The following is a 25,832-nucleotide window of genomic DNA, read 5'->3' on the forward strand; positions in this document are numbered from 1 at the left end:
CGCCCGTCTCGGAGCCCTTCGGCGTCCACTTCCGCGGACGGCGCTCTAGATGAGCGCCGACACGCCGGAGGCCCGTATGCTCTGTGAACTCGCCACGCTGACCTGCCCGCTCCTCGCCCTCGGCCAGGCCGCCGAGGCGGCCGATGCCTGGGTGAAGGACGGCGACGCTAAGGGGCAGCTTCTCGGCCGCTGGCGGACGGAGGTTGGCGCGCTCGGCCGCATCCTCGTGCTGCGCGGCTTCGAGGCGCCCGAGGACCTGACCTCGGAGCGTCGCCGCGCGCTTCTCAGCGCTAACCCCTTCAATGCAGGCTCCGTCGTCACGGCACTCGAGATGGACAGCTACGCCCCCTTCCCCTTCCTCCCCCCGATCCGGACCGGCCGGCGCGGCGGCCTGTACGAGTTCCGGACCTACCGGCTGAAGCCCGGGGGCCTGACGCGGACGCTGGCCGGCTGGGAACCGGCCATCGCACCGGCGCGCGACCTCACCGAGCACCTCGTGGTGAACATGTACGCCCTCGACGGCGCCCCGCGGATCACGCACATCTGGGGCTTCGAGAGCCTGGAGGAGCGGGGCAGGCTGCGTGCGCAGGCCTATGCGTCCGGGCACTGGCCGCCGAAGGGCGGCCCCGAGCAGATCGCCGAGGCCACCTCGTCCCTCGCGCTGCCGGAGCCCGGCTCCCCGCTGGCCTGAGCGCGGCTAGCGCCGCGAGCCGCGATGCCGGTTGGAGCTGGTGCGGATGCCGGCCGGCCTTCCGGGCGGCGCGGGATTGAAGGGGCGGCCCCCGGCCTTGGGCGGCTTCTTCGCACCCGTCCGCTTGGCGCCGGAGCGCGAGCGCCCCTCGGACAGCAACTCGAAGCGCAGCGCGCCGGCCACCGGCGCCGCCTCGACGAGTCGCACCTCGACCCGGTCGCCGAGGCGATAGGTCTCGCCCGTGCGCTCGCCCACCAGCGCGTGGCGGGCCTCCTCGTGGCGGAAATAATCGGCGCCGATGGTGGAGACCGGCACGAATCCGTCCGCCCCCGTCTCGTCGAGCTTGATGAAGAGTCCCGAGCGCGTCACCCCCGAGATCTGGCCCTCGAAGGTGGCGCCGACCCGGTCGGCGAGGTGGTTGGCGATGAGCCGGTCGATGGTCTCGCGCTCGGCCGCCATGGCCCGCCGCTCGGCCGCCGAGATCTGTTCGCCGATCCGGTCGAGTTCGGGCACCGAGATGTCGCCGGCGAGCCCATCCTTTCCGAGCTTGCACGCGGTGATCAGCGCGCGGTGCACGACGAGGTCGGCATAGCGCCGGATCGGCGAGGTGAAGTGGGCGTAGCGGCGCAGGTTCAGCCCGAAATGGCCGAGATTCTCCGCCGCGTAGACGGCCTGCGCCTGGCTCCTCAGGATCACCTCGTTGAGGAAGACGCCGTGCTCGGTCTCGGCCGCCATGGCCAGGATGCGGTTGAACAGGGCCGGGCGCAGCGCCCCCTCCTTCGGCAGCTTGATGCCGACCGAGGCCAGCACCTCGCCGAGCGCCCGCATCTTCTCCAAGGCCGGCTCGTCGTGGACCCGGTAGATCAGCGGCTGGCGTGCATGCTCCAGGGTCTCGGCGGCGGCGACGTTCGCCTGGATCATGAATTCCTCGATCAGCCGGTGGGCGTCGAGGCGCTGCGGCACCACCACCCGGTCGACCTTGCCGTCGGGGCCGATCAGGACCTTGCGCTCGGGGAGATCCAGGGCGAGGGGCCCGCGCCGGTCGCGGGCGATCTTCAGGGCCTCGTAGGCGGCCCAGAGGGGGCGGAGCGCCACGTCGAGGAGGGGGCCGGTGGTCGCGTCGGGCTGCCCGTCGATCGCTCCCTGCGCCTGCGCATAGGAGAGCTTGGCGCGCGATTGCATCATCACCCGGTGGAAGCTGTGGCGGCGCTTCACCCCGTCCGCGGAGAAGATCATCCGCACGGCGATGGCCGGGCGCTTCTCGCCCTCGCGCAGCGAGCAGAGGTCGTTCGAGATGCGCTCCGGCAGCATCGGCACGACCCGGTCGGGGAAATAGACCGAGTTGCCGCGCTCCAGCGCCTCGCGGTCGAGGCTGGAACCGGGGCGCACATAGGCGGCCACGTCCGCGATCGCCACGGTGACGACGAAGCCGCCCGGATTGTCCGGATCGGGATCGGCTTCCGCCATCACCGCGTCGTCGTGGTCCTTGGCGTCCGGCGGGTCGATGGTGAGGAGCGGCTTGTCGCGCCAATCCTCGCGGCCCCGCAGGGTCGCAGGCTTCGCCGCGTCGGCCTCGGCGAGGGTGTTCTCGTGGAAGACGTGGGGGATGTTATGGAGGTGGAGCGCGATCAGGCTCACCGCCTTCTCGGAGCCGAGGGAGCCGAGCCGCTCGCGCACGCGGCCCTTAGGTAGGCCGAAGCGTGTCTCCCGCTCTAGACTGACGCTGACGAGGTCCCCGTCGCGGGCCTCGCCCTCCTCGCCCGGTGGGATCAGGATCTCGCTTCGCGCCCCCCGCTTCTCCACCGGCTCGATGCGGCCCCCCTGGGCGCCGGCCCGGTAGACGCCGACGATCTCGGCCCTGTTCTTGCCGATGACCTTGATGATGCGGCCGGTGTAGCGCGTGTCCGAATCGCCGTCCGGCTCGACGCGGACCAGAACCCGGTCGCCGATGCCCGGCTGCGGCCGCTTGTCCTTGCGTCCGCCGCGGGCCGGCATCAGCACGATGGTCGGCGGCTTGCCCTCGCCCTTCCACTCGACGGGGCTCGCCAGGAACTCGCCCTGCCGGTCGCGCGAGCGGATGTCGCCGACCACAACCGGGGGCAGGCGCCCGGCCTTCGACAGGCCGCCGCGGGAGCGCTCGATCTGCCCCTCGCCCTCGATCTCCTTGAGCAGGCGCTTGAGGCCGATCTTGTCGGAGCCCTTCAGCCCGAAGGCCTGGGCGATCTCGCGCTTGCCGACCTTGTCCTTCGACTCGGCGATGAAGGCGAGGACCTGCTCGCGTGTGGGGAGGGGCGTGGAGGTCGCCGCTGCGCGCTTGGCCAAAGAGTGAGGCTCGCTGCGCCGCGGAGTGCGGCGCCGGTTTGAGATCGATGTCCCTGGAAGATGGGGGCACGGCGCCCCCACGGCAACTTGGGGCCCGCGCTCCTCAACAGGTGACGCGCGGGAATGATGCCGCCTCAGTACGGCGTGCCGCCCTGACGCTTGTCGCGCAGGGCCTCGGCGTACCAAGTCAGCTCGTCGAGGAAGCGGCCGGCCGCCTTCCTCAGCCATTCCTCGGCGGGCTCGCCCTGTTCGCTCAGGGCCTTGCCGATGCGCGGGATCGGCAGGAGCGAGGGGATGCTCGGCATGCCGAGCTCGCCCAGCATGGCGCGCAGCTGCATCGCCGCGCGCACGCCGCCATATTGTCCGGCCGAGTAACAGCAGATCGCCGAGGGGCGCCAGAAATACTCTTCCAGGAAGTGGTCGAGGGTGTTCGACAGGCCCGGCGGGATCGAGTGGTTGTACTCGCCCGAGACCACGACGAAGGCGTCGGCGCGGGTGTAGAGGCCGGCCAGCCGCTCCAGGGGCTCGGGCGCCCCGCCCTTCGGATATTCCTTGTACATCCGGTCGAGGAGCGGGAGCTTCAGCTCGGCTGGATCGACCAGTGGTGCCTGGTGCCCGCGGGATTCAAGCGCGCCGACGAGGAAGCGGGCGGCGCGGATCCCCTGCCGGTCGGAGCGCACGGAGCCGAGGATCACGGGGACGACGAGGGACATGGGCATCTCCTGAGGCCGGGCCGGCCGAAGCATAGACCTGCGCCCGCCTTTCAGGACAGGGTGCGCGGTCCTCCGGGCGTCGCGATGTCTGCGACGAGGCGGAGCGCGGCCCCCGCGCGGATCTCTGGCCCGCCGCTGAGGCCGATAGCGCGATGGAGGTCCGCGGCCCGTTCCGGCTCGGGATGCTCCAGGCGGAAGGCTGTGAGCCGCGCGCCGAGATCGGGCATGGCGCGGGCCGGGTTGCCGCTCGGGCCCCAATCCATCAGGCAGGGCAGCAGGCCGCCGAGCGGCAGGGTGCCGTCGTCGCGCAGCGCGAAGCGCCAGGCGAGGCTGCCGCGGCTCATGCGCAGGGGCGTGCCGAACAGGCCGGGATGCCGGGCGAGCAGGCCGTCGAGGTCGTCCGTGCGGGCGACGAAGGCCCTGAGGCGCCGCCCGGCCTCCCAGTCGGCGCGGATCGCTGCCGCGTCGTCGAGGCCGAACCAGCGCGGCCGGGCGGGAGGAGGCGCTTCGGAATCGACGGCGATCACTTCGAGGAAGAGCGCGTCGCCGAGCCGCAGCAGGTGGTTGCGCGTGCCCATCTCGCGGTGGCGCCCGCCCTCGGGGATGTCGAGGCCGAGTCTCTCGCGGATATGGGCGAGCCCTTCCGCGAGGGTGGGGGCCACGACGGCGAGGTGGTCGAGGACGGGCATGCGGGTCTCCCGGTGCTACAGCCCCTTGCGCAGCCGATCGTGCACGAACGCCAGGAACTCGCGAAACCCCTGCGCATCGAAGAATTTCCAATCGGATCCCGTCAGGTCCCAGAGCTTGCTCAGTTCTTCGGGCGACAAGTCGCTCTCCAGAATCCGCCCGATGAAGTCGCGCAGCCTCCACTGCTCCTCGCCCTTGAAGCCCGCGATGACATGCAATGCCGCCTCCTCGAACGTTGCGTGGTCGAGAAGGATATCCTGATGGAAAAGCAGACCGAAACACGAGAATTCCGGCGTCGGCGGCAGGCGGCCGAGCCGTCGCTTCGCCCGGTTCCGCTTCTTCGTTCTCTGTTCCATCGTAAAGGGTCGGATCCAGCGATCATCGTCCGAATCTTTGGATAGGAATTTCGGCCGATCTGCAATCGCGCGACGACGTGCCGTTCAGAACGCGAAACGCCGGAGCCTCGTCCGAGGCCCCGGCGTCGCGGATCCGTCCGACAGGCCGGGCGTCGCCGCCCGGTCCGGCTCGATCAGAGCGAGTAGTACTGCACGAACTCGATCGGGTGCGGGGTCATCTCGTAGCGCATCACCTCGGTCATCTTCAGCTCGATGAACGAGTCGATCTGGTCGTCCGAGAACACGCCGCCGGCCTTGAGGAAGGCGCGGTCCTTGTCGAGGTTCTGCAGGGCCTCGCGCAGCGAGCCGCAGACAGTCGGGATCTTCTTCAGCTCGCGCGGGGGCAGGTCGTAGAGATCCTTGTCCATGGCCGGGCCGGGATCGATCTTGTTGATGATGCCGTCGAGGCCGGCCATCAGCAGGGCCGAGAAGGCGAGGTAGGGGTTCGCCATCGGATCGGGGAAGCGGACCTCAACGCGCTTGGCCTTCGGGTTCGTCGTCCACGGGATGCGGCAGGAGGCCGAGCGGTTGCGGGCCGAGTAGGCCAGCAGCACGGGGGCCTCGTAGCCCGGCACCAGACGCTTGTAGGAGTTGGTCGACGGGTTGGTGAAGGCGTTCAGCGCCTTGGCGTGCTTGATGATGCCACCGATGTACCAGAGACATTCCTGGCTGAGATCGGCGTACTTGTCGCCCGCGAAGAGCGGCTTGCCGTTCTTCCAGATCGACTGGTGCACGTGCATGCCCGAGCCGTTGTCGCCGTAGACGGGCTTCGGCATGAAGGTCGCCGACTTGCCGTAGCTCTGCGCCACGTTGTGGATGCAGTACTTGTAGACCTGCATGTGGTCGGCGAGGAGGGTGAGCGTGTCGAACTTCATGCCGAGCTCGTGCTGGGCAGACGCGACCTCGTGGTGGTGCTTCTCGACCTTCACACCCATCGACTGCATGGCGGCCAGCATCTCGCCGCGCATGTCCTGCGCCGAATCCTGCGGCGGTACCGGGAAGTAGCCGCCCTTGGTCTGGACCCGATGGCCGAGGTTGCCGCCCTCGTAGTCGGTGAAGCCGTTGGTCGGCAACTCGGTGGAGTCGAGCTGGAAGCCGGTATGGTAGGGGTCGGCGCCGAACTTCACGTCGTCGAAGACGAAGAACTCGGCCTCGGGGCCGACGAAGATCGTGTCACCGATGCCGGTCTGGCGCAGATAGGCCTCGGCGAGCTTGGCGGTCGAGCGCGGGTCGCGCGAGTAGGGCTGGCCTGTCGAGGGCTCCAGCACGTCGCAGACGATCGACATAGTGGAGGCCGAGAAGAACGGATCCATACAGGCGGTGACCGGGTCCGGCATCAGCAGCATGTCGGACTCGTTGATCGCCTTCCAGCCAGCGATCGACGAACCGTCGAACATGGTGCCGTCCTGGAAGATCTCGTCGTCGACGAGCGAGACGTCGAAGGTGACGTGCTGCCATTTGCCCCGCGGGTCCGTGAACCGGAAGTCCACATACTTGACGTCGTTGTCCTTGATCTCCCTCAGGACATCCGCTGCGGTCTTTGCCATCCCTAGGAATCTCCTTCAGTCCGGGCCTGCGCCGAGTCTGCCCCACACGGCCGGGCGGCCGAGCGAAGTGCGTAGGTCCTTGCCCGGGCGGCATTACAGGCGGGGATGGCGCAAGGCTAGAGGCATTTCGGGAGCGGGCGGATGCTGCGCTGGCATTAAGCCCTTGACCGGCCTCGCTTCTCGGGGTCGGCTCCGCTGTGCTGCATGATGACGAATGCCCAACCCTGTCGAGCCGGATCGCGCGGCGCGGCCCGGGCCGGGATTGATCGGGGCGGATTCGGCGCGCGCGGGCGCCGGGAGACGCTTCAGATGGCGTCCGCGCCGGTCTCGCCGGTCCGGATGCGAATCGCCTCCTCGATGGTGGAGACGAAAATCTTGCCGTCGCCGATGCGGCCGGTCTGGGCTGACTTGCGGATCGCCTCGACGGCGCCCTCGACGAGATTGTCGGAGAGCACGATCTCGAGCTTCACCTTCGGCAGGAAGTCGACCACGTACTCGGCGCCGCGGTAGAGTTCCGTGTGCCCCTTCTGGCGGCCGAATCCTTTCGCCTCGATGACGGTGATGCCCTGCAGGCCAACTTCCTGCAGCGCCTCCTTCACCTCGTCGAGCTTGAAGGGCTTGATGATCGCTTCGATCTTCTTCATCCGGAAAGGGCCTGACTTGCACCGTGCCGTGACGGATTTCTAACACCGCGCCATCGCCTTCGCCACGGCGATTTCCGGATGGCGCTGGGAAAACGGCCTATCGAACGGGCGCCTCCCGCACAAGGTTTCGGCAGGCTGCCTGCGGCAGCCTGTTTTCGCGGCAGGCGCTGGGCGACAGGCAGGCAAGGCTTTCGGTGGCGATGAGGGATCGATGATAGGTGCGCGGCTGCTGACGGTCGAGGCAATGCGGCGGGTGGATGCGGCGGCAATCGCGGCCGGGACGCCCGGCCTCACGCTGATGGAGCGGGCTGGAGCCGCGGTGGCCGCGCGCGCCCGCGTGCTGCTCACCGAAGGCGGGCGGGAGGGGGGCTCCGTCCTCGTCCTGTGCGGGCCCGGCAACAATGGCGGCGACGGCTTCGTGGCCGCGCGCCATCTCGCGAAGGCGGGCTTCGCCGTGGAGGTGGTCCTGCTGGGGCGCCGCGACGGGCTCTCCGGGGATGCGGCCGGTGCCGCCGCAGCCTGGGCCGGGCGGGTGCGCGAGGGTGCGCCGGACGTGCTGCCGCCCTGCGGTCTCGTGATCGACGCCCTGTTCGGGGCCGGCCTCTCGCGCGACCTCGATGGCGAGGCACGCGCCCTGGTCGAGCGGGTGAACGCCTCCCGCCTCCCCGTCCTTGCCGTCGACGTGCCAAGCGGGCTCGACGGCGATACCGGCGCGGTGCGCGGCGTCGCGATCCAGGCCGCCGAGACGGTGACCTTCGTCGCGCTCAAGCCCGGCCACCTGCTCCAGCCGGGCCGGAGTCTGTGCGGTGCCCTGCACTGTGCCGATATCGGCACCGGTGCGGCGGCGCTCTCCGCCGGGCTGGCAGGCTGCCCCGCGCTCTTCCGCAACGGGCCAGAACTCTGGGGGGCGGGCTTCCCGCACCTGACGGGGGAGAGCCACAAATACACGCGCGGCCACGCCCTAGTGTTGTCGGGGCCGGCTTGGCGCACCGGCGCAGCCCGGCTCGCTGCCCGCGGGGCGCTGAGGGTGGGCGCCGGACTCGTCACTGTGGCCTCGCCCGCCGACGCGCTGGCCGAGAACGCCGCGCAGCTCACCGCGATCATGCTGCGCCCTTGCGAGAGCGCCGACGACCTCGACGACCTCCTCACCGACGAGCGCCTGAATGCGGTGCTGCTCGGCCCCGGCCTTGGCAGCGGCGAGCCGACCCAGGAGCGTGTGATGGTGGCGGCCTCCGCGGGCCGCGCCCTCGTCCTCGACGCGGACGCGCTGACGAGCTTCAAGGGTCAGGCCGCGACGCTGGCCGGCTACATTCGGGATGGGGAGGCGCGGGCTGTGGTCACCCCGCATGCGGGCGAGTTCGCCCGGCTCTTCGCCGGGACCGATGCGGTTGAGGAGGGGCTCGGCAAGGTCGAGCGGGCGCGCCGTGCCGCCGCGCTCAGCGGCGCCGTGGTGGTGCTCAAGGGGGCCGATACCGTGGTCGCGGATCCCGACGGGCGCGTCGCGATCAACGACCACGCAACGCCCTGGCTCGGCACGGCGGGGGCGGGAGACGTGCTCGGCGGCCTGATCGCGGGGCTGCTTGCGCAGGGCATGGCGCCGTTCGAGGCTGCCTGCGCCGGCGTGTGGCTCCACGGCGATGCCGGCCTGCGCCACGGGCCGGGACTCATTGCCGAGGACATCCCGGAGCTGATGCCGCAGGTGCTCGCCGAGCTGCTGTCTCGCCTGGGGCGGTGATCGCTCAGGTGACCTCGAAGCAGGTCCACAGGCCCGTGTCGAAGCGCTCCAGCACCGTGGCGCTGATCAGCCAGCGCCCGGGATTGTCAGCGAGGAAGGCGATGCGGGCGGTGCGGCCCTCGAGGAGCTGGAAGGTGTCGAGCCAGTAAGGCTCCCAGCCGTCGTCGAGCGGGTGGAGCAGGCGGAAGACATGGCCGTGCAGGTGCAGGCCCTGTGGGAAGGCAGTATCGTTGCGTAACGCCAGCACCACCACCTGCCCGCGCTTCACCGAGAAGATCGGCGCGAGGCCCACCGTGCCGCTCGCCCCGTTCACCGACCAGACCTTGGCCGGGTCGCCCGTGAAGACCGGCTCCGCCGGCGGTTTGTCCTTCGGTGTGTCCTTGGCCGCATCCTTCGGCGCCACGGCCCCGCCGGTGATGATCACATCCCGTCGCATCGCGTTCTGGAGCTTGATCTCGGCCGGGAGCAGCTTGTTCTCGCCGATCGGGGCGATCGGGCCGCGCTTCTCGGAGACGGGCTCGCCCTTGGTGACGACGCTCGCCAACGCAAGGCCCTGGCCGATCAGCGCGCTGATCGACCCCTTGGCGCCTGGCTCTGGGGGCAGGTCGACCAGGAGATCGTAGCGCGTGCCCGGCGGGAAGGGCAGGGTGGCGCGCAGCGGTTCGAACGTGTCCGTCGGCTGCCCGTCCACGGCGGCGACGTAGACTTTCAGGCCTTCGAAGCGGATGCGGGTGCCTCGGGCGTTGCAAGCGTTGGCAAGGCGTACGCGTATGCGCGAGCCCGGGCGCGCCTCGAAGCCGTCGGGGACCGGGCGGCCGTTGACGGTGACGAGGTTGCCGAGGCGGCCGTTCGAGGCGGCGAAGAGCGTCTGCCCGAACGGCATCAGGCTCGCGTCGGCCTCGAGGCGCCAGTCCTGCACGAGGAGCGCCACGTCGGCATCGACCGCGGGCGGCGCCTTCTCCTCCACGATGAGCATCCCCGCGAGGCCCCGGCCCGAGGGCTCGCTCGACCCGCCGACCACGAGGGGGCGCACCAGGAAGGTGCCGGCATCGGGGGGCGTGAAGGCGTAGGTGAAGTCGGCGCCTGGCGCGATCGGCGCCTGGGTGACGCCGCCGACGCCGTCCATGGCGTTGCGGTTGCGCACCCCGTGCCAGTGCAGCGAGAGCGGCTTGTCGGTGCGGTTCTCGACCCGCACGCGCAGCTCCTCGCCGAGCTTGATCCGCAGCACCGGCGGCGCGGCCTTGCCGTCGAAGCACCACGACGCGGTCTCGGCGGCCGGCTCCTCGCGCAGGCGGAGCTTGCCCGGCCCGGCGACGAGGGGGCGGGCCGGCGCCTTGGGCGCCGCCTCCGGCTTCGGGGCGTCGGCCTTGGGGGCGTCGGGCTTGGGGGCGTCCTTCGCGGCGGGCTTAGCCGCCTGCGCCAGCGCGCCGCCCGGCAGCAGGCCGAGCGCGGCCGCCCCGCCGAGCAGGGCGCGGCGCGTCGGCACCCCCGCGGGCCCCCCCTCGACGGATGGCGGCGCGTCGCAAGGTGGCGTCTGGCAAGGTGACACGGTGCGAGGCGGCATCTGGCGAGGCGGCATCGGAATCCTTGCGCGGTCGGGGCCGCCGCTTGTAGCCGCCGTGCCCCTCCGGCGCCACCGCCGCCACAGCCCGCAAGTTTTTTGCTGCTTGCCGCGGCGCGCGTGCTATAGAGCCGCCCTCCGGCGGCCGGATTCGCGCCGGGCGTCGGCGCGCGCGGGCGTGGCGGAACTGGTAGACGCGCTGGATTTAGGTTCCAGTGTCGCAAGACGTGGGGGTTCGAGCCCCTCCGCCCGCACCAGCACCGCCGCAGGGACCGGTATCGGCTTCAGCCTCGCGAGGGACGCCGACCGCCGACCCGTACCGCACGCCCCGCCCGCATCCGCCGCCCCGATGCGCGCCCGAAACGGCGCCGCAGATTCGTTTAAGACCCGACCACACGGACCGTTTTTGAGAGCGACGACGATGCAGGTGACCGAGACACATTCCGAGGGGCTGAAGCGTGAGTTTCAGGTTCTGCTCCCGGCCAAGGACCTCGAGGATCGCCTGAATTCCGAGCTCACGGGCCTCAAGGACAAGGTGCAGCTCAAGGGCTTCCGCCCGGGCAAGGTGCCGGTGGCGCACCTGCGCAAGGTCTATGGCCGCTCGGTGATGGCCGAGGTCGTCCAGAACGCGGTGAACGAGGCCAACCAGAAGATCATCACCGACAACAACCTCAAGCTCGCCCTCGAGCCCCAGGTCGAGTTCCCCGAGGACAAGGCCGAGGTCGAGAAGGCGCTCGAGGCCAAGGGCGACTTCGCCTTCAAGGTGAACCTCGAGGTGCTGCCGACCTTCGAGCTCGCCGACCTCTCGGACGTGAGCCTGACCAAGTTCGTGGCCAAGCCCTCCGACGAGGAGGTCAAGGAGGCGCTCGACCGCATGGCCGGCCAGACCCGGCCGTTCAGCGCGCGCGCCGAGGGTGAGGAGGCCGCGAGCGGCGACCGCGTTACCATCGACTTCGTCGGCCGCATCGACGGCATCGCGTTCGAGGGCGGCAAGGGCGAGGGCATCGACCTGGAGCTCGGCTCGAACACCTTCATCCCGGGCTTCGAGGACCAGCTCGTCGGCGCCAAGGTCGGCGAAGCCCGCGTCGTCAAGGCGACCTTCCCGGAGGCCTACGGCGCCGAGGCCCTCGCCGGCAAGGATGCCGAGTTCGACGTCACCGTCACCGCGATCCAGACCCCGGGCGAGGCCAAGATCGACGACGAGCTCGCCAAGAACCTCGGCCTGGAGAGCCTCGACAAGCTGAAGGAGGCGATCTCCCAGGCGATCGGCTCGGATTACGAGGCGGCCTCGCGGCGCAAGCTCAAGAAGGCGCTCCTCGACGCGCTGGACGGCAAGTACGCCTTCGACCTGCCGCCCTCGCTGGTGGCCCAGGAATTCGCCAACGTCTGGGCGCAGGTCGAGCAGGACCTGAAGACCCGCGGCAAGAGCTTCGAGGACGAGGGCACCACCGAGGAGGCCTCGCAGGCCGAGTACCGCAAGATCGCCGAGCGCCGCGTGCGGCTCGGTCTGGTGCTTGCGCAGGTCGGCGAGAGCGCCGATATCAAGGTCTCCGACGAGGAGGTAAACCAGGCCCTCATCGCCCGGGTCCGGCAGTTCCCGGGCCAGGAGCAGCAGGTCTGGGACTTCTACCGGAAGAACGCCCAGGCGCTGGCCGAGCTTCGTGCGCCCCTGTTCGAGGAGAAGGTGGTTGACCACGTTCTCTCGCAGGTCAAACTGGTCGAGGAACCCGTCTCGAAGGAGGCGCTGTTCGCCGACGAGGATGCGGAAGCCGACGGCGCCGAGGCCTCGACCGAGTCGAAGGCCGACTAAGCCCGGCGTCTGTCCTGATTGGCAGCGGGCTGTATCGTTAGGCGGCGTTTAAGCACCGCCGGTGTTCGCTGACATGCCCGGCCGCCGCGTGATTCGCGGCGCCGGGCCCCTTGGAGCCCTGGGGCAGGACGTGATGAGAGATCCGGTCGACTTCTACAACAGCGCGCTCGTGCCCATGGTGGTCGAGCAGTCGAGCCGCGGCGAGCGCGCCTTCGACATCTATTCCCGCCTGCTCCGCGAGCGGATCATCTTCCTGACCGGACCGGTCGAGGATCAGGGCGCCTCGCTGATCGTGGCGCAGCTGCTCTTCCTGGAGGCGGAGAACCCCAAGAAGGAAATCTCCTTCTACATCAACTCGCCGGGCGGCGTGGTCACCTCCGGCCTGTCGATCTACGACACCATGCAGTTCATCCGCTGCCCGGTGACGACGCTCTGCGTCGGCCAGGCCGCCTCGATGGGCTCGCTGCTGCTGGCCGCCGGCGAGCCCGGCCACCGCTTCGCCCTGCCCAACGCCCGGATCATGGTGCACCAGCCCTCCGGCGGCTTCCAGGGCCAGGCCACCGACATCCTGATCCATGCCCGCGAGATCGAGGCGCTGAAGCGCCGCCTCAACGAGATCTACGTGAAGCACACGGGCCGCGACTACGACACCATCCATCAGGCGCTGGAGCGCGACAACTTCATGACCGCCGACGCGGCCAAGGAGTTCGGACTGGTGGACGAGGTGATCCACAAGCGGCCCGAGCCCGCCGCGGCCTGAGGCGACGGAACCCCGCGTGCCCTCGACCGCGTTTGCCGGCTGAGGGCACGCCCGCCATGGCCTTGATCCCGCCACGGCAGCGTGTTTGCATCGGCGATCCGGGAGGAGCCGTCACAAGCGCGCAGGTGACTTTTTCTTTAAGCGGATTCCCTTACCTGTGAACGATGCGCGTGCGCCCCGGGCTGGCAGCGCACGACACGATCGGAGACCGATATGAGCAAGACTGGCGGCAACGACTCCAAGAGCACGCTGTACTGCTCGTTTTGCGGCAAGAGCCAGCACGAGGTCCGCAAGCTGATCGCGGGCCCGACGGTGTTCATCTGCGACGAGTGCGTCGAGCTGTGTATGGACATCATCCGCGAGGAATCGAAGTCCTCGCTGGTCAAGAGCCGTGACGGCGTGCCCACGCCGAAGGAGATCCGGCGCGTCCTCGACGACTACGTCATCGGCCAGGACTTCGCCAAGAAGGTCCTCTCGGTGGCGGTGCACAACCACTACAAGCGGCTGGCCCACGCGACGAAGCACAACGACGTCGAGCTCGCGAAGTCCAACATCATGCTGATCGGGCCGACCGGCTCCGGCAAGACGCTGCTCGCCCAGACGCTGGCCCGCATCCTCGACGTGCCCTTCACCATGGCGGATGCGACGACGCTGACCGAGGCCGGCTATGTCGGCGAGGACGTCGAGAACATCATCCTCAAACTGCTCCAGGCCTCGGACTACAACGTCGAGCGGGCGCAGCGCGGCATCGTCTACATCGACGAGATCGACAAGATCTCCCGCAAGTCGGACAACCCCTCGATCACCCGCGACGTCTCGGGCGAGGGCGTGCAGCAGGCGCTCCTGAAGATCATGGAGGGCACCGTCGCCTCCGTGCCCCCGCAGGGCGGCCGCAAGCACCCGCAGCAGGAGTTCCTGCAGGTCGACACCACCAACATCCTGTTCATCTGCGGCGGCGCCTTCGCGGGGCTGGAGCGGATCATCTCCCAGCGCGGCAAGGGCACCTCGATCGGCTTCGGCGCGAGCGTGCAGGCGCCCGACGACCGCCGCACCGGCGAGATCTTCCGCTCGGTGGAGCCGGAGGACCTCCTGAAGTTCGGCCTCATCCCCGAGTTCGTCGGCCGTCTGCCGGTGCTGGCGACGCTGGAGGATCTCGACGAGGCCGCGCTGAAGAAGATCCTGCAGGAGCCGAAGAACGCGCTCGTCAAGCAGTACCAGCGCCTGTTCGAGATGGAGAACGTCGACCTGACCTTCCAGGACGAGGCGCTCTCGCTCGTCGCCCGCAAGGCGATCGAGCGCAAGACCGGTGCCCGCGGCCTGCGCTCCATCCTGGAGACGATCCTCCTCGACACGATGTACGATCTGCCGGGTCTCGACTCGGTCGAGCAGGTCGTGATCGGGCCGGAGGTGGTCGAGGGCAAGTCGCGCCCGCTCTACATCCACGGCGACCGCAACAAGGAAGCGCCGGCGAGCGTCAGCGCCTAGGCCGGGCTGCTCGTAGCGCATGCATAACGCCTTGAGGGGGCAGGCCGAATCCGGATCCTGCCGCCTCCGTGGCGGAGGCGGCGGCATCTTGAAACCGGCGCCGCCGCACATCACCTGAGGCTTAGCGCGGTGGCCGTCAGCCCACCTTCGGGGGACGGTGCCGCGCCACCAGCCGCAAAGTCCACGTCCCTTTATCCGACCCTCGCGGCCCGGTCGGCGCCTCGCACAGTGCTCGCTCCCGGATGGAGGCGCACCCGCCCGGCGTCCATCATGAGGAAGTCAGTCATGACTCAATCGAAATCGCGCCAGCCTGTCGTCCCGGGCTCGACGGGGGCCTACGCGGTCCTGCCGCTGCGCGACATCGTGGTGTTCCCCCACATGATCGTGCCGCTCTTCGTGGGGCGCGAGAAGTCGATCCGCGCCCTTGAGGAGGCGGTGCGCACGGACCGCCACATCCTGCTCGCGACCCAGATCAACGCGGGCGACGACGACCCGGCCACCGACGCCATCTACACGATCGGCACGCTCGCCTCCGTCCTGCAGCTCCTGAAGCTGCCCGACGGCACCGTGAAGGTGCTGGTCGAGGGCGCCGGCCGCGCCAAGCTCACCGGTTTCACCCGCTCGGACGAGTATTACGAGGCCGAGGCCGAGGCCCTGCGCGACGAGCTCGGCGACAAGGTCGAGGCCGAGGCTCTGGCCCGCTCCGTGCTCTCGGAGTTCGAGAACTACGTCAAGTTGAACAAGAAGATCTCGCCCGAGGTCGTCTCCGCCGTCACCCAGATCGACGAGCCCTCGAAGCTCGCCGACACGATCGGCTCGCACCTGCTCGTCAAGATCTCCGACAAGCAGGGCATCCTGGAGACCCCCACGGTGGCGCAGCGCCTGGAGCGCGTGCTGTCGCTGATGGAAAGCGAGATCTCGGTCCTCCAGGTGGAGAAGCGCATCCGGACCCGCGTCAAGCGGCAGATGGAGAAGACCCAGCGCGAGTACTACCTCAACGAGCAGATGAAGGCCATCCAGAAGGAGCTCGGCGACGAGGACGGTCGCGACGAGCTGGCCGAGCTCGAGGAGAAGATCGAGAAGACCAAGCTCTCGAAGGAGGCCCGCGAAAAGGCCACCGCCGAGCTGAAGAAGCTGCGCCAGATGTCGCCGATGTCGGCCGAGGCCACCGTCGTGCGCAACTACCTCGACTGGATGCTCGGCATCCCGTGGGGCAAGCGCTCGAAGATCAAGAAGGACCTGCTCGGCGCCCAGGCGCTGCTCGACGAGGACCATTTCGGCCTCGACAAGGTCAAGGAGCGGATCATCGAGTACCTCGCCGTGCAGCAGCGGGCGAACAAGCTCACCGGCCCGATCCTCTGCCTCGTCGGCCCCCCCGGCGTCGGCAAGACCTCGCTCGGCAAGTCGATCGCCAAGGCCACGGGCCGCGAGTTCGTGCGCATGTCGCTCGGCGGCGTGCGTGACGAGGCCGAGATCCGCGGTCACCGCCGGACCTATATCGGCTCGATGCCCGGCAAGATCGTGCAGTCGATGCGCAAGGCCAAGACCTCGAACCCGCTCATCCTGCTCGACGAGATCGACAAGATGGGCATGGACTTCCGCGGCGACCCGTCGGCGGCCCTGCTCGAGGTTCTGGATCCGGAGCAGAACAGCACCTTCAACGACCATTACCTCGAGGTCGATTACGACCTGTCGAACGTGATGTTCGTGACGACGGCCAACACCCTCAACATCCCTGCGCCCCTGATGGACCGCATGGAGGTGATTCGCATCGCCGGCTACACCGAGGAGGAGAAGCTCGAGATCGCGCGCAAGCACCTGATCCCGAACGCGCTCAAGAAGCACGGCCTCGACACCAAGGAATGGTCGGTCGACGACGAAGGGCTGCTCATGCTCATCCGCCGCTACACGCGGGAGGCGGGCGTGCGCAACCTGGAGCGCGAGATCTCCAACCTGATCCGCAAGGCGGTGAAGGAGATCCTGATCACCAAGGTCAAGCAGGTCGTGGTGAACGTCGAGACCCTGCCCGTCTTCCTCGGCCCGCCGAAGTTCCGCTACGGCGAGATCGACGCGGACGATCAGGTCGGCGTGGTCACGGGTCTGGCCTGGACCGAGGTCGGCGGCGAGCTGCTGACGATCGAGGGCGTCATGATGCCCGGCAAGGGCAAGATGACGGTCACGGGCAACCTGAAGGACGTGATGAAGGAGTCGATCTCGGCGGCGGCGAGCTATGTCCGCTCGCGGGCCCTCGATTTCGGCATCGAGCCGCCGCTCTTCGAGCGCCGGGACATCCACGTCCACGTTCCCGAGGGGGCGACCCCGAAGGACGGCCCGTCCGCCGGCATCGCCATGGCGACCGCCATCATCTCGACGCTCACCGGCATCCCGGTGCGCCGCGACGTGGCGATGACGGGCGAGGTGACGCTCCGCGGCCGGGTGCTGCCGATCGGCGGCCTGAAGGAGAAGCTGCTCGCCGCGCTGCGCGGCGGCATCAAGACGGTGCTGATCCCGGAGGAGAACGCCAAGGACATCGCCGAGGTGCCGGACAGCGTGAAGAACGGGCTGGAGATCGTGCCCGTGGCGCGCATGGACCAGGTGCTGGAGCGGGCCCTGGTTCGCCAGCCCGAGCCGATCGAGTGGGACGAGCCGCTGCCCGCGGCCAAGCCCGCCCGGGACGAGGACGGCGCCGCCTTCGTGGCGCACTAGAGCCCCCTGTCAGGCCTAGCCTGAGACCGGCCCCCGGAGCATGCTCCGGGGGCCTTCTGCCGGGCCTCGCCGCGCGGATCCAGCCGGACGTGCCCTGCCGAGAGCATCGGCCTCGGGCCGGGGCTGACCCGGCTGCTGGCGCGCGATTCAGCCTGATCAGTCCCGCGCCGGGAACGGCCCCGCATGGGTGAAGTCGGTGATGGGGCGGCGGCCGTTCGGCTGCTCGCGGGCCCGCTGCTCGTCGCTCAGCTGGTCCCAGGGGATCGCCCGGCCGACCGCGTAGGCCGCCTCGACGCGGTGATGCTCGGGCAGGTTCAGCACCGCGGGGGCGCGGGCCTGGTCGAAGCCCGTCATGCCGTGGGCGTGCCAGCCCTGGCGGATCGCTTGGAGCTGGAAGGCGAGGGAGGCCGCGCCCGTATCGAGGGAGTGGCTGTAGGAGGGCTTCAGCTCGTCGCCGACCTTCATCCGCCCGTTCGAGACGAGGAACAGGAGCGCGCCCGTATTGGCCACCCATTTCTGGTTGCCGGGCACGAGCAGGCCGAAGAACGTGTCCCAGTGCGCGTCCCCGCGCAGCGCGTAGAGGAAGCGCCAGGGCTGGGAGTTGTAGGAGGAGGGCGCCCAGCGTGCCGCCTCGATCATCCGCAGCAGCTCGGCTTCCGGCAGGGCCTCGCCGCTGAAGGCGCGCGGCGAGCGCCGCTCCAGGAAGCGCGGATCGATGTCGTGGTCGGGCTGGCGGGGCGTCGGTTCGGTCACGGGCGGTCTCCGGTGGGCGTCGCGCGCGGGGCGCGAGCGTGACCGGAGGATCGGACCGCGCGCCGAAAAATCAAGGCGCCTTCAGCACGCTCCGGCAGGCGGCGGGCAGCGCCGCCATGGTCATCGGCGGCCTCGGCTTCGGCTTCACCTTCGGCGGCTTCGGGTTCAGCACCGCGTCGCTGAACCAGTAGGCGAGTTCCTCGCCGCAGCCGTCGCCGCCGGGCGGGGGCGCCTGGTCCTCGCAGGCGCCCTGGCCGTCCGGGCAGGCGAGGCGGATATGGAAATGGTAGTTGTGCCCGTACATCGGGCGCACCTTGGAGAGCCAGGAGCGGCTGCCCGTGCTCTCGCGGCAGAGCGCCTTCTTGATCGCCGGGTTGACGAAGAGGCGCGCCACCTCCGGCTGCTCGGCGGCGAGGCGGATGATGCGCAGGTGCTGCGGCGTCCAGGCCTCGGTGTCGATGTCGAGCCGGTCGGCGCGCACCACGTTGGTGGCAGACATCTCCTCGCGCTCCTGCCGCGTCAGGCGGCGGTCCGGCATCGGCGTCAGCCAGACGTCGGCGTCGAGGCCGAGCTGGTGCGAGGCGTGGCCGGTGAGCATCGGCCCGCCGCGGGGCTGCGACATGTCGCCGACGAGGAGGCCCGGCCAGCCGACCCGGGGCGCCTGGGCGGCGAAGCGCTCCAGGAAGTCCACGAGATAGGGCGTGCCCCACATCCGGTTGCGCGAGAGCCGCATCACCTGCCAGCGCGCGCCGTCGACGGGCAGCGCCTCGCCGCCCGCGAAGCAGCCCTTGGCGTAGGAGCCGTAGGCGCGCACCGGCCCCGATGCGGGGCCGGTGGCCCGGCCGAACAGGGCCTTGGCCGGCGTTGCGGGATCGTCGGGATTGGCGAGCGGCGGCAGCGGCTTCGGGGTCAGCGTGCCGCGATCCTGCGCTGCGGCGGAGCCGGCAGCGAGGACGAGGAGGGCGGCGGCGAGGAGGCGCGGCGTGATCGGCATCGAAGGTCCGTCTCTCCCGGCGGCGTGTCGGAGCGTGGCGGTATAGCGGCTGAAGCTTGCCGGAACGTGGCGTCCGCTCGGGGCGTTTTTCGGGCGGGGTGCCCCGAGGGATGCCCCAAGAGGACTTCAAGAGGACGTCAAGGGGAGCCCGAGGGAGAGAGCCATGGATGCCGACGAACGGATGCCGCGCGAGCCGCGCAGCCTGATCGCCAGCGACCGGGTGATCGGCACAGACGTACGCCGCTCCGACGGCGAGCGGGTCGGGGTGATCGAGCGGCTGATGCTCGACAAGGTCTCGGGCCGGGTCGCCTACGCGGTGATGAGCTTCGGCGGCTTCCTCGGCCTCGGCAGCGACTTCTACACGCTGCCCTGGGGCGTGCTGCGCTTCGATCCCGGCCACGATGCCTACGTGGTGGACATCACCGAGGAGCAGCTGCGCTCCGCGCCGCCGCGCTCGCCCGAGGGCACCGACCCGTCGGACGACCGAGCCTGGGAGGAGCAGGTGCACCGCTACTACAACGCGGCGCCCTATTGGGGGATCTGACACCGGACGGCGATGGTCTCGACGCGATCACCGTCTGCCCACGCGACGGCGCGGCGGCGATCGTTCGCCGTGCGCATCGCTCCCGACCATCGCTCGGGATCGATGCAACGGTCTGAGGGCGCTCAGCCCTCCACCGGCCCGCACCAGCCCGGCAGGTAGCCGGCATCGGGCGACTTGGCGAGGCGCAGCGCCTCCTCCAGCGCCTCGGAGAAATCGCCCTCGACGCGCTTGGCCTTCATGTGCCGGCGCAGGAAGTCGGCCCAGAGGAACTCGCTGAAGGGCGTGGTGTCCTTGGCGAAGCCGCCGGCCCGGCGCAGCTCGCCCGCGAGGCTGCGGAAGGGATCGTCGACGAGGTCGACGATGCCCTTCGGGATGTCCTTGAAGGTCTGGCGCGTGCCCGCCGCGTCGTAGGGGTGCGACCAGGCCTTGTGGTCGCACACGGTCCAGAAGGCGTCCTTGTCGAGCTTGTGCAGGTCGGCCACCACGGTGACCTGGATCGATTCGACGCCCTCCAGCTGCAGGGCGCGGGAGAGGTGGTGGTGGTCGATGACGTAGTGGCGCTTCTTCGGCCCGAGCAGGGTCGGGATCGTGTGCGAGCCGAGGAACTTGTCCTTCTTGTCCGGGTCGTGCTCGCGCCAGCGGCGGCGCTTCTCCTCGACCTCGCGGAAGCCGACGGTGATCTGCGTCGGGCGCAGCTCCGCGATCGGGACCAGGGTGAGGATGGGTTCGCGCGGGGCCATGGCTCGGATACTCCGATCGAAACGTCGCCGAGTCCCGGTCTGTCACGGGCGGCCGGGCACGGCCAAGGCTTCCCCGTTCACGTTCCCGGGACCGGGCATCGTCCTTGGCATCGCGCTTGGCATCGCCCTTGGAGCCGTGCCCGATCCCGTTGGATCGGGACGCGACGCTCAGGATCAGGTCGCGAAGGGGATCAGCTCGAATGAAGACCGGCTTGATCCGCCGAGACAGGCTCTCAGCCCTTGTTCCAACGCGCTCTCGTTCGCCGAGCCGGCTTCCACGTCCACTTCGGCTTAGGAGCGCTCGGAGGTCAGAACCCAATCAGCTTGACCGTGCGAGGGGCTGCTTTCGACCCAACCCGGCCGTACAGGCCCGCGTCAGTGGTCCCCGAAAGCGGTCATTCGTCGGGCGTCCGGCACCTTCAGCTACCGTGGGTATCGCGGGCGCGGTCAGGCCGCAGGACGACGTGCTGCGGCAAGAGCCAGTCCGAACACGACCATCATGGCTCCGCTCAGTCGGTTGACCGAGCGCAGGCCCCTGGCGCTCCGCATAAATCTTCTCAGGCGCGCCCCAGCGAAGGCATACGTCACGACCGAGACCCCTTCAAAGACCAAGTACAGACTTCCGACGGTGGCGAAGCTGACCCAGTAATTTTCAGGGGCGATGAACTGCGGGAAGAAGGCCGTGAAGATAAGGATGGCCTTGGGATTGCCAAGCGCGACGAAGAACTCCTGCCGGAATAGGTCACGGGTGTTCTGTGCCGAGGCGACCACGCGATCTTCCAGGCCGATGCTCTCCTTTGTCAGGAGCAGCCGGGCACCGATCCAGACCAAGTACGCTGCACCAACCCATTTGAGTGCCGCGAACAGCAGTTCGGATGTGGTGAGCAGCACCCCGAGGCCGAGCGCGGTCATGAAGATCATGATCGCGAAGGCGATCAGCCGCCCCGTCGCGGCGATGACGGCGGTGCGCATACCGTGCCGTGCACTCGTGGTCACCGCCAGAAGGTTGTTCGGGCCGAACGCCATCGCCAGGGCAAAGCAGGCCGGAACGAACAGTAGCAGGGTTTGGGTGGTCATGCGGTCCTCGTGACCGGGACGCGGCGGATCAACTTGAGCGCGCCGGTTTGCACCAGCAGCGTGGCGACCAGCGCCGCCAGGAAGGCGGGCAGGATGCCCGCAGGTACTAGGAGCAGCCCGAGAACGAAGAAGAACGTCGCGAACCCGTAGAGCGCCAGCACCATGCCGCGCAGCACCTGGGTTGCCATGGCAGCCCCACGCATGCGGTGGGCAAAGACGGCCAGGATTGCGCCGAACACCGGGAAGCTGGCGAGCACGCCCGCGGTCTTCGCGCCGACGAAGGCGGCAGCGGCGGTGAGGGTGAGCACCAGGGTCGTGGCCACCACCATGCGGGCGGGCAGATCCCACCAGGGTGCGGCGATGGTGCTGCGCACCGCCTCGCGGTGGGGGATGAGGTGGGCCGAGGCCGACAAGGCGACCAGTGCGACGGCGAAGTAGCCCCAGTGGGGCAGCGGCGCGGCCTGGAGCAGGAAACCGGAACCAGCGTAGGCTGCCGCACCCCCCACGAGGGCCAGCGGCCAGCCCTGACGCGTCAGGAGCGCGTAGCCGAGGCTGAAGGCCGCCTGGGCCGAGGTGCCGACCAGGGAGCCGTTGGTGGCGGTGGCTGCGAAGTCCGGGCCGTACTGAATGGCCAGGAAGGCGGCGACCGGGCCGGAGGTGAGCGGCAAGCCGACCAGCCAGCCCCCGATGGCATCCCCCCAACGTCGTCCGGCCAAGCTGGCGGCGAGGATCAGCAGCGGCGGCAGGACCACCTTGAAGACTATGAGGCTCATTGGGGCAGGGATGGTTCGTCCTTGTGCTCCGGAAAGGTAGCTCAGAAGCCGATTTTTGAAATTTCGTTTTGAAGCTCATTTTGCGCTTCGGTATGTCAGTTGCTGGCCTCCAGAGAAACTTGCCATGCAAAAAACGCCGTCTGACATGCGAAATGGAAAGCGCGAGGACCGTCCGGAGATCGCACTCGATGCCATTGACCGGCGCATCCTCGACCGTTTGCAACGCGACAGCACGGTCTCCAATCAGGATTTGGCGCATCAGGTCGGCCTGTCGCCTCCTGCCTGCCTGAAGCGTGTGCGAGCCTTGCGGTCGGCGGGGATCATCACCCGCACCGTTGCGATCCTGTCGCCCGAGGTGCTGGGCTACCCGATGATCACGGTTGCGCGGGTCAAACTGGAGTTGGCGAATGAGAGTGCCAATCATGCCTTCGAGGCACGCATGGCCGAGCTACCTCGCGTCGTGCAGTGCATGACCGTGGCCGGGGACTACGACTACGTCCTGCTCATCCGCAGCCGCGATGTGGGCCACTATCAGGACTTTGCCCGCAGGGTGCTCAAGCTCGCGCCGGGCATCCGCTCTTACACGAGCGAGATCGTATTGCAGGTCCACAAGGCGACGACTGAACTGCCAATCGATCCGGTCTGAGCGAGCGGAACGGCGGCGTCCGCTTCGGTGCCTTTAACGTTCGGAGGCGGACCAGCCGAAACCCACCCTCAGCAGCCCTTCGTACGGCCAACCCGATTGAGTTCAGGCCCTAGTAGCGGGTGGTGAGCGCGGTGAGCCAGTCGGGCGAGGCCGCGACCGCCCAGGCCTCGGCGCGCTTGTCGAATCCGCCGAGGACGAGGAGGCCGAGCGCCACGAGCACGGCGCCCATCGCCGCCCTGGCGCCCCGGCCGGCACGGCCGAGATCCCGCCGCCGGGCGAGCAGCGCCTCGCGGGAGATGAGACCGAGCAGCGCGAGCGGCGCGGCCGCCCCGATCCCGAAGGCGAGCATGGTGAGCGCCACCGCGCCGAGATGCTCGCCGCGCGCCGCGAGCAGCGAGGCGGCCCCGAGCGTCGGCCCGACGCAGGGGCTCCAGGCCGCGCCGAGCAGGAGCCCCACCGCGAACTGGCCCCCGAGCCCCCGGCCCGCGACGCTGCCGAGGCGGCGCTCGCCCCAGGCGCCGACCGGTCCGGCGAGCGCCGTGGCCCGGGCCTGGAGCGCCGGGATCAGGAGGACGAGGCCGACCAGGACGAGGAGCACCGCGCCGAGGCTGCGGAACAGGTCGCCGTCGAGGCCGATCGCGAAGCCGACCGTCGCGACGAACAGGCCGATCCCGGTGAAGGACAGGGCGAGCCCGGCGGCGAGCGCCACCGGCCCGAGCCGGTGCTCCGAGGCCGCCGTGGCGAGCACGATCGGCACCAGCGGCAGCACGCAGGGCGAGAGCGTCGAGAGCAGGCCGGCGAGGAGGGCGAAACCGATGGTGCCGAGCATGACGAGGTCCGCGACCGGTCCGGATCCGGGCGGTCCGGCCGGACGCCCTGAACCCCGTTCGCTCGCATGCGCCTGCGGGTTTCGCCAGCCGCGCGAGACCGGACGTCGTCGCCTGAACTGCCGACTATGCTTCCGGGTCCGCGTTGCGGCGGCGGCCCACGCGGACTAACCCGGAGGCATGCGCTATTATCTCGGCCTCGCCACCACCTTCCACGACCCGGCCCTCGCCCTGATCGGGCCGGATGGCGGCGTGCTCTTCGCCGAGGGCGCGGAGCGCGTCCTGCAATACAAGCGCGCCCCGAACTGCGAGCCCGATCCCGCGGGCCGGATGGTGGGCCTGCTCGAGAAATACGTGCCCCGCGGCTCCGAGATCGTGGTGGCGTCGAGCTGGGGCGCGCAGTTCAGCGAGTTCCTGCGCGGCCAGGAGCGGAGCGGCGCCTTCGACCTGATGGCGCTCGCCGGCCATCCGACCACCCTCAACCGCTCCTTCGTGCCGGAGCGGGCCGAGCGCATCTTCATCGCCGACCTCGCGCTCGCCCAGGCGCGGGCCGGCTACGGCACCCTGCTCGCCCTCAACCAGGAGACGCGGGGCACGGGGCAGCCGGCGCGGGCCGAGATCGTGGCGCAGCATCGCTTCCCCCACCATCTCGCGCACGCCGCCTACGCCCTCTGGGGCAGCCCGTTCCGCGAGGCCACGGCGCTCATCGTCGACGGCATGGGCGAGACCGGCGCGGCGGCGATCTATGCCCTGCGCGACGGGCGCATCGCGGAGGTGCGCCGCCAGCGCGGGCGCGGCTCCGTCGGCTTCCTCTACGGCCTCGTCACCGATCTCGCCGGCTTCGACCAGATCAAGGGCGAGGAATGGAAGATCATGGGGCTCGCCCCCTATGGCCGGCCCGATCCGGAGCTGATGGGGCTGCTCCGCCGTCTCTACGCGGTGGAGAACGGGCGCCTGCGCTTCGCCGACGACGCCACGGTCCAGGCGGTCGCCGCCGAGATCCTGGCGCGCCGCCCGGCCGAGGCCCCGGAGAGCGGCTGGGCCGACCTCGCCCGCAGCGGCCAGGAGATCTTCTGCGAGCTGATGGACGTCCTCGTGGCCGAGGCCCACGCGCTCGGCCCGCACGAGAACCTCGTCATCGCCGGCGGCTGCGGGCTCAACTCCTCCTATAACGGGCGCGTCCTCGGGCGCTCCCCGTTCTCCCGCCTGCACGTGCCCTCGGCGCCGGGCGACGACGGCAACGCCATCGGTGCGGCCTGGCTCGCCTATGCCGAGGATCATCCGGACTGGACCGGCCCGGCGCCGGAGGCCCGCCCGCTCAGCCCCTATCTCGGCTCGCGCGTCTCCACCGAGCCGATGGAGCGGCTGGCCGAGCAGGAGCCCCGCGCCCGGCGCCTCGGCCATGAGGGCGTCACCCGCGAGGCGGCGCGGATCCTCAGCGAGGGCGGCCTCGTCGGCTGGGTGCAGGGGCGGGCCGAGTTCGGGCCCCGGGCGCTCGGCAACCGCTCGATCCTGGCCGATCCGCGCCCCGCGGGCGCCAAGGACGCGCTCAACGCCAAGGTGAAGTACCGCGAGGGGTTCCGCCCCTTCGCGCCCTCGATCCTGGCCGAGGCCGGCCCCGACTGGTTCGAGGACTACGCCGACAGCCCCTACATGGAGCGGACCCTGGTCTGGCGGGATTCGGTGCGGGCGCGCGTCCCGGCGGTGGTGCATGCCGACGGCACCGGGCGGCTCCAGAGCGTCACGCAGGCGCGCAACCCGGCCTATGCGGGGCTGATCGCGGCCTTTGCCGAGATCACCGGCGTGCCGATCCTGCTCAACACCAGCTTCAACGTGATGGGCAAGCCGATCCTCCACAGCGCGGAGGACGCGATCCTGATGTTCTACACCACCGGCCTCGACGCGCTGGTGGTGGAGGATTGGATCGTGGTGAAGTGAGAGGCTCCCGGCCCTCCCCCTTCTGCGGGGGGAGGGAAGAGAGTGGCCCTACTCGCAGACCTCGACGCGCTTGTAGGTGAAGTCCTCGTCGTTCAGCCACACCTTGCGGCGCTCGTAGTGGCAGATCGGGCCGCGGGGGCGGCGCACCACCACCTCCTCGGGCTCCTCCACCACGACGCGGCGCTGGCGGTATTCCGGCGGGGGCGGCGGCTGGTTGGCGCCGTTGATGAGGGCGCCCGCCGCGACGCCGCCGACCACGCCCGCGGCGAGGCCGCCGATGATCGCGGCGTTCTGGCCGTCGCGGGCCGAGCCCGGCGCGACGGCGGCGACGAGAAGGGCGCCGACGAGCGCGGCGCGCGCTCCATGCCGGATCGGCCCGAGGACAGGGGTGGTGCGCACGCTCGAAATCTCCCGCTGGGGTCGCAGGAGTTCAGCGCCCGGATGTTTAAGAATCCGCCAACGCGATGGGCACGATCGTCTTGTG

General features: G+C 69.8%; 23 protein-coding genes and 1 tRNA gene. 10 read left to right on the forward strand and 14 right to left on the reverse strand.

The window, feature by feature from the left end; translation table 11 throughout:
- Positions 1–49: 49 nt before the first annotated feature.
- Positions 50–691 (forward strand): NIPSNAP family protein, encoded by a 642-nt coding sequence (locus MTDSW087_RS04815; protein WP_306421695.1) that lies wholly within the window; start codon positions 50–52, stop codon positions 689–691.
- 6 nt (positions 692–697) lie between these two features.
- Here MTDSW087_RS04815 and rnr read toward each other — a convergent pair whose 3' ends face one another.
- From rnr to MTDSW087_RS04845, 6 genes are all read right to left on the reverse strand, one after another.
- A complete protein-coding gene (gene rnr / locus MTDSW087_RS04820; RefSeq protein WP_144760865.1) occupies positions 698–3,013 on the reverse strand; it encodes a ribonuclease R in 2,316 nt (771 codons plus the stop codon).
- A gap of 134 nt (positions 3,014–3,147) precedes the next feature.
- Entirely contained in the window at positions 3,148–3,726 is a 579-nt protein-coding gene (locus tag MTDSW087_RS04825) for an NADPH-dependent FMN reductase (protein WP_144760868.1), read from the reverse strand.
- A 50-nt stretch (positions 3,727–3,776) separates the two neighbouring features.
- Positions 3,777–4,415 carry a VOC family protein gene (locus MTDSW087_RS04830; RefSeq protein WP_144760871.1) on the reverse strand — a complete coding sequence of 213 codons (639 nt, stop codon included), beginning with the start codon at positions 4,413–4,415 and terminating at the stop codon, positions 3,777–3,779.
- A gap of 15 nt (positions 4,416–4,430) precedes the next feature.
- On the reverse strand, positions 4,431–4,769 hold the full coding sequence (locus MTDSW087_RS04835; RefSeq protein WP_144760875.1) for a hypothetical protein: 339 nt from the start codon (positions 4,767–4,769) through the stop codon (positions 4,431–4,433).
- A 173-nt stretch (positions 4,770–4,942) separates the two neighbouring features.
- A complete protein-coding gene (gene glnA / locus MTDSW087_RS04840) occupies positions 4,943–6,355 on the reverse strand; it encodes a type I glutamate--ammonia ligase (protein WP_144760878.1) in 1,413 nt (470 codons plus the stop codon).
- Positions 6,356–6,660: 305 nt separating this feature from the next.
- Complete coding sequence (locus MTDSW087_RS04845) at positions 6,661–6,999, reverse strand: P-II family nitrogen regulator (protein ID WP_142584851.1); 339 nt, start codon at positions 6,997–6,999, stop codon at positions 6,661–6,663.
- Positions 7,000–7,210: 211 nt separating this feature from the next.
- On the opposite strand from MTDSW087_RS04845, the gene MTDSW087_RS04850 reads away from it, so the two are divergent.
- A complete protein-coding gene (locus tag MTDSW087_RS04850) occupies positions 7,211–8,734 on the forward strand; it encodes an NAD(P)H-hydrate dehydratase (RefSeq protein WP_144760881.1) in 1,524 nt (507 codons plus the stop codon).
- 4 nt (positions 8,735–8,738) lie between these two features.
- Here MTDSW087_RS04850 and MTDSW087_RS04855 read toward each other — a convergent pair whose 3' ends face one another.
- Complete coding sequence (locus MTDSW087_RS04855) at positions 8,739–10,298, reverse strand: multicopper oxidase family protein (protein ID WP_144760884.1); 1,560 nt, start codon at positions 10,296–10,298, stop codon at positions 8,739–8,741.
- Positions 10,299–10,467: 169 nt separating this feature from the next.
- Here MTDSW087_RS04855 and MTDSW087_RS04860 point away from each other — a divergent pair.
- The 5 genes from MTDSW087_RS04860 to lon all read left to right on the forward strand — a co-directional run bounded on the left by MTDSW087_RS04860 (position 10,468) and on the right by lon (position 17,056).
- Positions 10,468–10,552 (forward strand) — tRNA-Leu (locus MTDSW087_RS04860).
- 164 nt (positions 10,553–10,716) lie between these two features.
- A complete protein-coding gene (tig, locus tag MTDSW087_RS04865) occupies positions 10,717–12,105 on the forward strand; it encodes a trigger factor (RefSeq protein WP_144760887.1) in 1,389 nt (462 codons plus the stop codon).
- A gap of 133 nt (positions 12,106–12,238) precedes the next feature.
- Positions 12,239–12,865 (forward strand): ATP-dependent Clp protease proteolytic subunit, encoded by a 627-nt coding sequence (locus MTDSW087_RS04870; protein WP_142582193.1) that lies wholly within the window; start codon positions 12,239–12,241, stop codon positions 12,863–12,865.
- 213 nt (positions 12,866–13,078) lie between these two features.
- Positions 13,079–14,350 (forward strand): ATP-dependent Clp protease ATP-binding subunit ClpX, encoded by a 1,272-nt coding sequence (gene clpX, locus MTDSW087_RS04875; RefSeq protein ID WP_142582194.1) that lies wholly within the window; start codon positions 13,079–13,081, stop codon positions 14,348–14,350.
- Positions 14,351–14,635: 285 nt separating this feature from the next.
- Positions 14,636–17,056, forward strand: a complete 2,421-nt coding sequence (gene lon / locus MTDSW087_RS04880) for an endopeptidase La (protein ID WP_144760890.1) — start codon at positions 14,636–14,638, stop codon at positions 17,054–17,056.
- Positions 17,057–17,212: 156 nt separating this feature from the next.
- Here lon and MTDSW087_RS04885 read toward each other — a convergent pair whose 3' ends face one another.
- Entirely contained in the window at positions 17,213–17,809 is a 597-nt protein-coding gene (locus tag MTDSW087_RS04885; protein WP_144760893.1) for a nitroreductase family protein, read from the reverse strand.
- Positions 17,810–17,879: 70 nt separating this feature from the next.
- Positions 17,880–18,803 (reverse strand): penicillin-insensitive murein endopeptidase, encoded by a 924-nt coding sequence (gene mepA / locus MTDSW087_RS04890; RefSeq protein WP_144760896.1) that lies wholly within the window; start codon positions 18,801–18,803, stop codon positions 17,880–17,882.
- A gap of 163 nt (positions 18,804–18,966) precedes the next feature.
- Between mepA and MTDSW087_RS04895 the strand changes: the two genes are divergently transcribed.
- Positions 18,967–19,347 carry a PRC-barrel domain-containing protein gene (locus tag MTDSW087_RS04895; RefSeq protein ID WP_144760898.1) on the forward strand — a complete coding sequence of 127 codons (381 nt, stop codon included), beginning with the start codon at positions 18,967–18,969 and terminating at the stop codon, positions 19,345–19,347.
- 122 nt (positions 19,348–19,469) lie between these two features.
- Here the strand turns inward: MTDSW087_RS04895 and MTDSW087_RS04900 are convergent, their stop codons facing one another.
- The 3 genes from MTDSW087_RS04900 to MTDSW087_RS04910 all read right to left on the reverse strand — a co-directional run bounded on the left by MTDSW087_RS04900 (position 19,470) and on the right by MTDSW087_RS04910 (position 21,937).
- Positions 19,470–20,087 (reverse strand): ParB-like protein, encoded by a 618-nt coding sequence (locus tag MTDSW087_RS04900; protein WP_144760901.1) that lies wholly within the window; start codon positions 20,085–20,087, stop codon positions 19,470–19,472.
- Between the two features lie 447 nt (positions 20,088–20,534).
- Entirely contained in the window at positions 20,535–21,164 is a 630-nt protein-coding gene (locus MTDSW087_RS04905; RefSeq protein WP_144760904.1) for a LysE family translocator, read from the reverse strand.
- Entirely contained in the window at positions 21,161–21,937 is a 777-nt protein-coding gene (locus tag MTDSW087_RS04910) for a hypothetical protein (protein ID WP_144760907.1), read from the reverse strand. The genes MTDSW087_RS04905 and MTDSW087_RS04910 overlap by 4 nt, the downstream gene beginning before the upstream one ends.
- 124 nt (positions 21,938–22,061) lie before the next feature.
- On the opposite strand from MTDSW087_RS04910, the gene MTDSW087_RS04915 reads away from it, so the two are divergent.
- Positions 22,062–22,583, forward strand: a complete 522-nt coding sequence (locus MTDSW087_RS04915; protein ID WP_144760910.1) for an Lrp/AsnC family transcriptional regulator — start codon at positions 22,062–22,064, stop codon at positions 22,581–22,583.
- A gap of 109 nt (positions 22,584–22,692) precedes the next feature.
- On the opposite strand, the gene MTDSW087_RS04920 is transcribed toward MTDSW087_RS04915, so the two are convergent.
- Positions 22,693–23,412, reverse strand: a complete 720-nt coding sequence (locus tag MTDSW087_RS04920) for a cytochrome c biogenesis CcdA family protein (RefSeq protein ID WP_144760912.1) — start codon at positions 23,410–23,412, stop codon at positions 22,693–22,695.
- Between the two features lie 178 nt (positions 23,413–23,590).
- Here MTDSW087_RS04920 and MTDSW087_RS04925 point away from each other — a divergent pair, with 178 nt between their 5' ends.
- Complete coding sequence (locus MTDSW087_RS04925) at positions 23,591–25,348, forward strand: carbamoyltransferase family protein (RefSeq protein ID WP_144760915.1); 1,758 nt, start codon at positions 23,591–23,593, stop codon at positions 25,346–25,348.
- A gap of 48 nt (positions 25,349–25,396) precedes the next feature.
- Here MTDSW087_RS04925 and MTDSW087_RS04930 read toward each other — a convergent pair whose 3' ends face one another.
- The gene (locus tag MTDSW087_RS04930; RefSeq protein WP_144760918.1) at positions 25,397–25,747 is read right to left on the reverse strand and encodes a hypothetical protein; all 351 of its coding nucleotides are present in this window, start codon (positions 25,745–25,747) and stop codon (positions 25,397–25,399) included.
- Between the last annotated feature and the right edge of the window lie 85 nt (positions 25,748–25,832).

The sequence above is a fragment of the Methylobacterium dankookense genome (genome assembly GCF_902141855.1).
Taxonomy (GTDB): Bacteria; Pseudomonadota; Alphaproteobacteria; order Rhizobiales; family Beijerinckiaceae; genus Methylobacterium; species Methylobacterium dankookense.

Excerpts from the sequence above, each read along its gene's own strand:
- tig (WP_144760887.1), top strand. The coding sequence starts at position 10,717 with ATGCAGGTGACCGAGACACATTCCGAGGGGCTGAAGCGTGAGTTTCAG.
- MTDSW087_RS04925 (WP_144760915.1), top strand. The coding sequence starts at position 23,591 with ATGCGCTATTATCTCGGCCTCGCCACCACCTTCCACGACCCGGCCCTC.
- MTDSW087_RS04920 (WP_144760912.1), bottom strand. The coding sequence starts at position 23,412 with ATGCTCGGCACCATCGGTTTCGCCCTCCTCGCCGGCCTGCTCTCGACG.
- MTDSW087_RS04895 (WP_144760898.1), top strand. The coding sequence starts at position 18,967 with ATGGATGCCGACGAACGGATGCCGCGCGAGCCGCGCAGCCTGATCGCC.
- mepA (WP_144760896.1), bottom strand. The coding sequence starts at position 18,803 with ATGCCGATCACGCCGCGCCTCCTCGCCGCCGCCCTCCTCGTCCTCGCT.
- MTDSW087_RS04815 (WP_306421695.1), top strand. The coding sequence starts at position 50 with ATGAGCGCCGACACGCCGGAGGCCCGTATGCTCTGTGAACTCGCCACG.
- MTDSW087_RS04825 (WP_144760868.1), bottom strand. The coding sequence starts at position 3,726 with ATGTCCCTCGTCGTCCCCGTGATCCTCGGCTCCGTGCGCTCCGACCGG.
- MTDSW087_RS04835 (WP_144760875.1), bottom strand. The coding sequence starts at position 4,769 with ATGGAACAGAGAACGAAGAAGCGGAACCGGGCGAAGCGACGGCTCGGC.
- MTDSW087_RS04850 (WP_144760881.1), top strand. The coding sequence starts at position 7,211 with ATGATAGGTGCGCGGCTGCTGACGGTCGAGGCAATGCGGCGGGTGGAT.
- clpX (WP_142582194.1), top strand. The coding sequence starts at position 13,079 with ATGAGCAAGACTGGCGGCAACGACTCCAAGAGCACGCTGTACTGCTCG.
- MTDSW087_RS04910 (WP_144760907.1), bottom strand. The coding sequence starts at position 21,937 with ATGAGCCTCATAGTCTTCAAGGTGGTCCTGCCGCCGCTGCTGATCCTC.
- MTDSW087_RS04845 (WP_142584851.1), bottom strand. The coding sequence starts at position 6,999 with ATGAAGAAGATCGAAGCGATCATCAAGCCCTTCAAGCTCGACGAGGTG.
- MTDSW087_RS04855 (WP_144760884.1), bottom strand. The coding sequence starts at position 10,298 with ATGCCGCCTCGCACCGTGTCACCTTGCCAGACGCCACCTTGCGACGCG.
- MTDSW087_RS04915 (WP_144760910.1), top strand. The coding sequence starts at position 22,062 with ATGCAAAAAACGCCGTCTGACATGCGAAATGGAAAGCGCGAGGACCGT.
- MTDSW087_RS04830 (WP_144760871.1), bottom strand. The coding sequence starts at position 4,415 with ATGCCCGTCCTCGACCACCTCGCCGTCGTGGCCCCCACCCTCGCGGAA.
- lon (WP_144760890.1), top strand. The coding sequence starts at position 14,636 with ATGACTCAATCGAAATCGCGCCAGCCTGTCGTCCCGGGCTCGACGGGG.
- MTDSW087_RS04905 (WP_144760904.1), bottom strand. The coding sequence starts at position 21,164 with ATGACCACCCAAACCCTGCTACTGTTCGTTCCGGCCTGCTTTGCCCTG.
- glnA (WP_144760878.1), bottom strand. The coding sequence starts at position 6,355 with ATGGCAAAGACCGCAGCGGATGTCCTGAGGGAGATCAAGGACAACGAC.
- MTDSW087_RS04900 (WP_144760901.1), bottom strand. The coding sequence starts at position 20,087 with ATGGCCCCGCGCGAACCCATCCTCACCCTGGTCCCGATCGCGGAGCTG.
- MTDSW087_RS04870 (WP_142582193.1), top strand. The coding sequence starts at position 12,239 with ATGAGAGATCCGGTCGACTTCTACAACAGCGCGCTCGTGCCCATGGTG.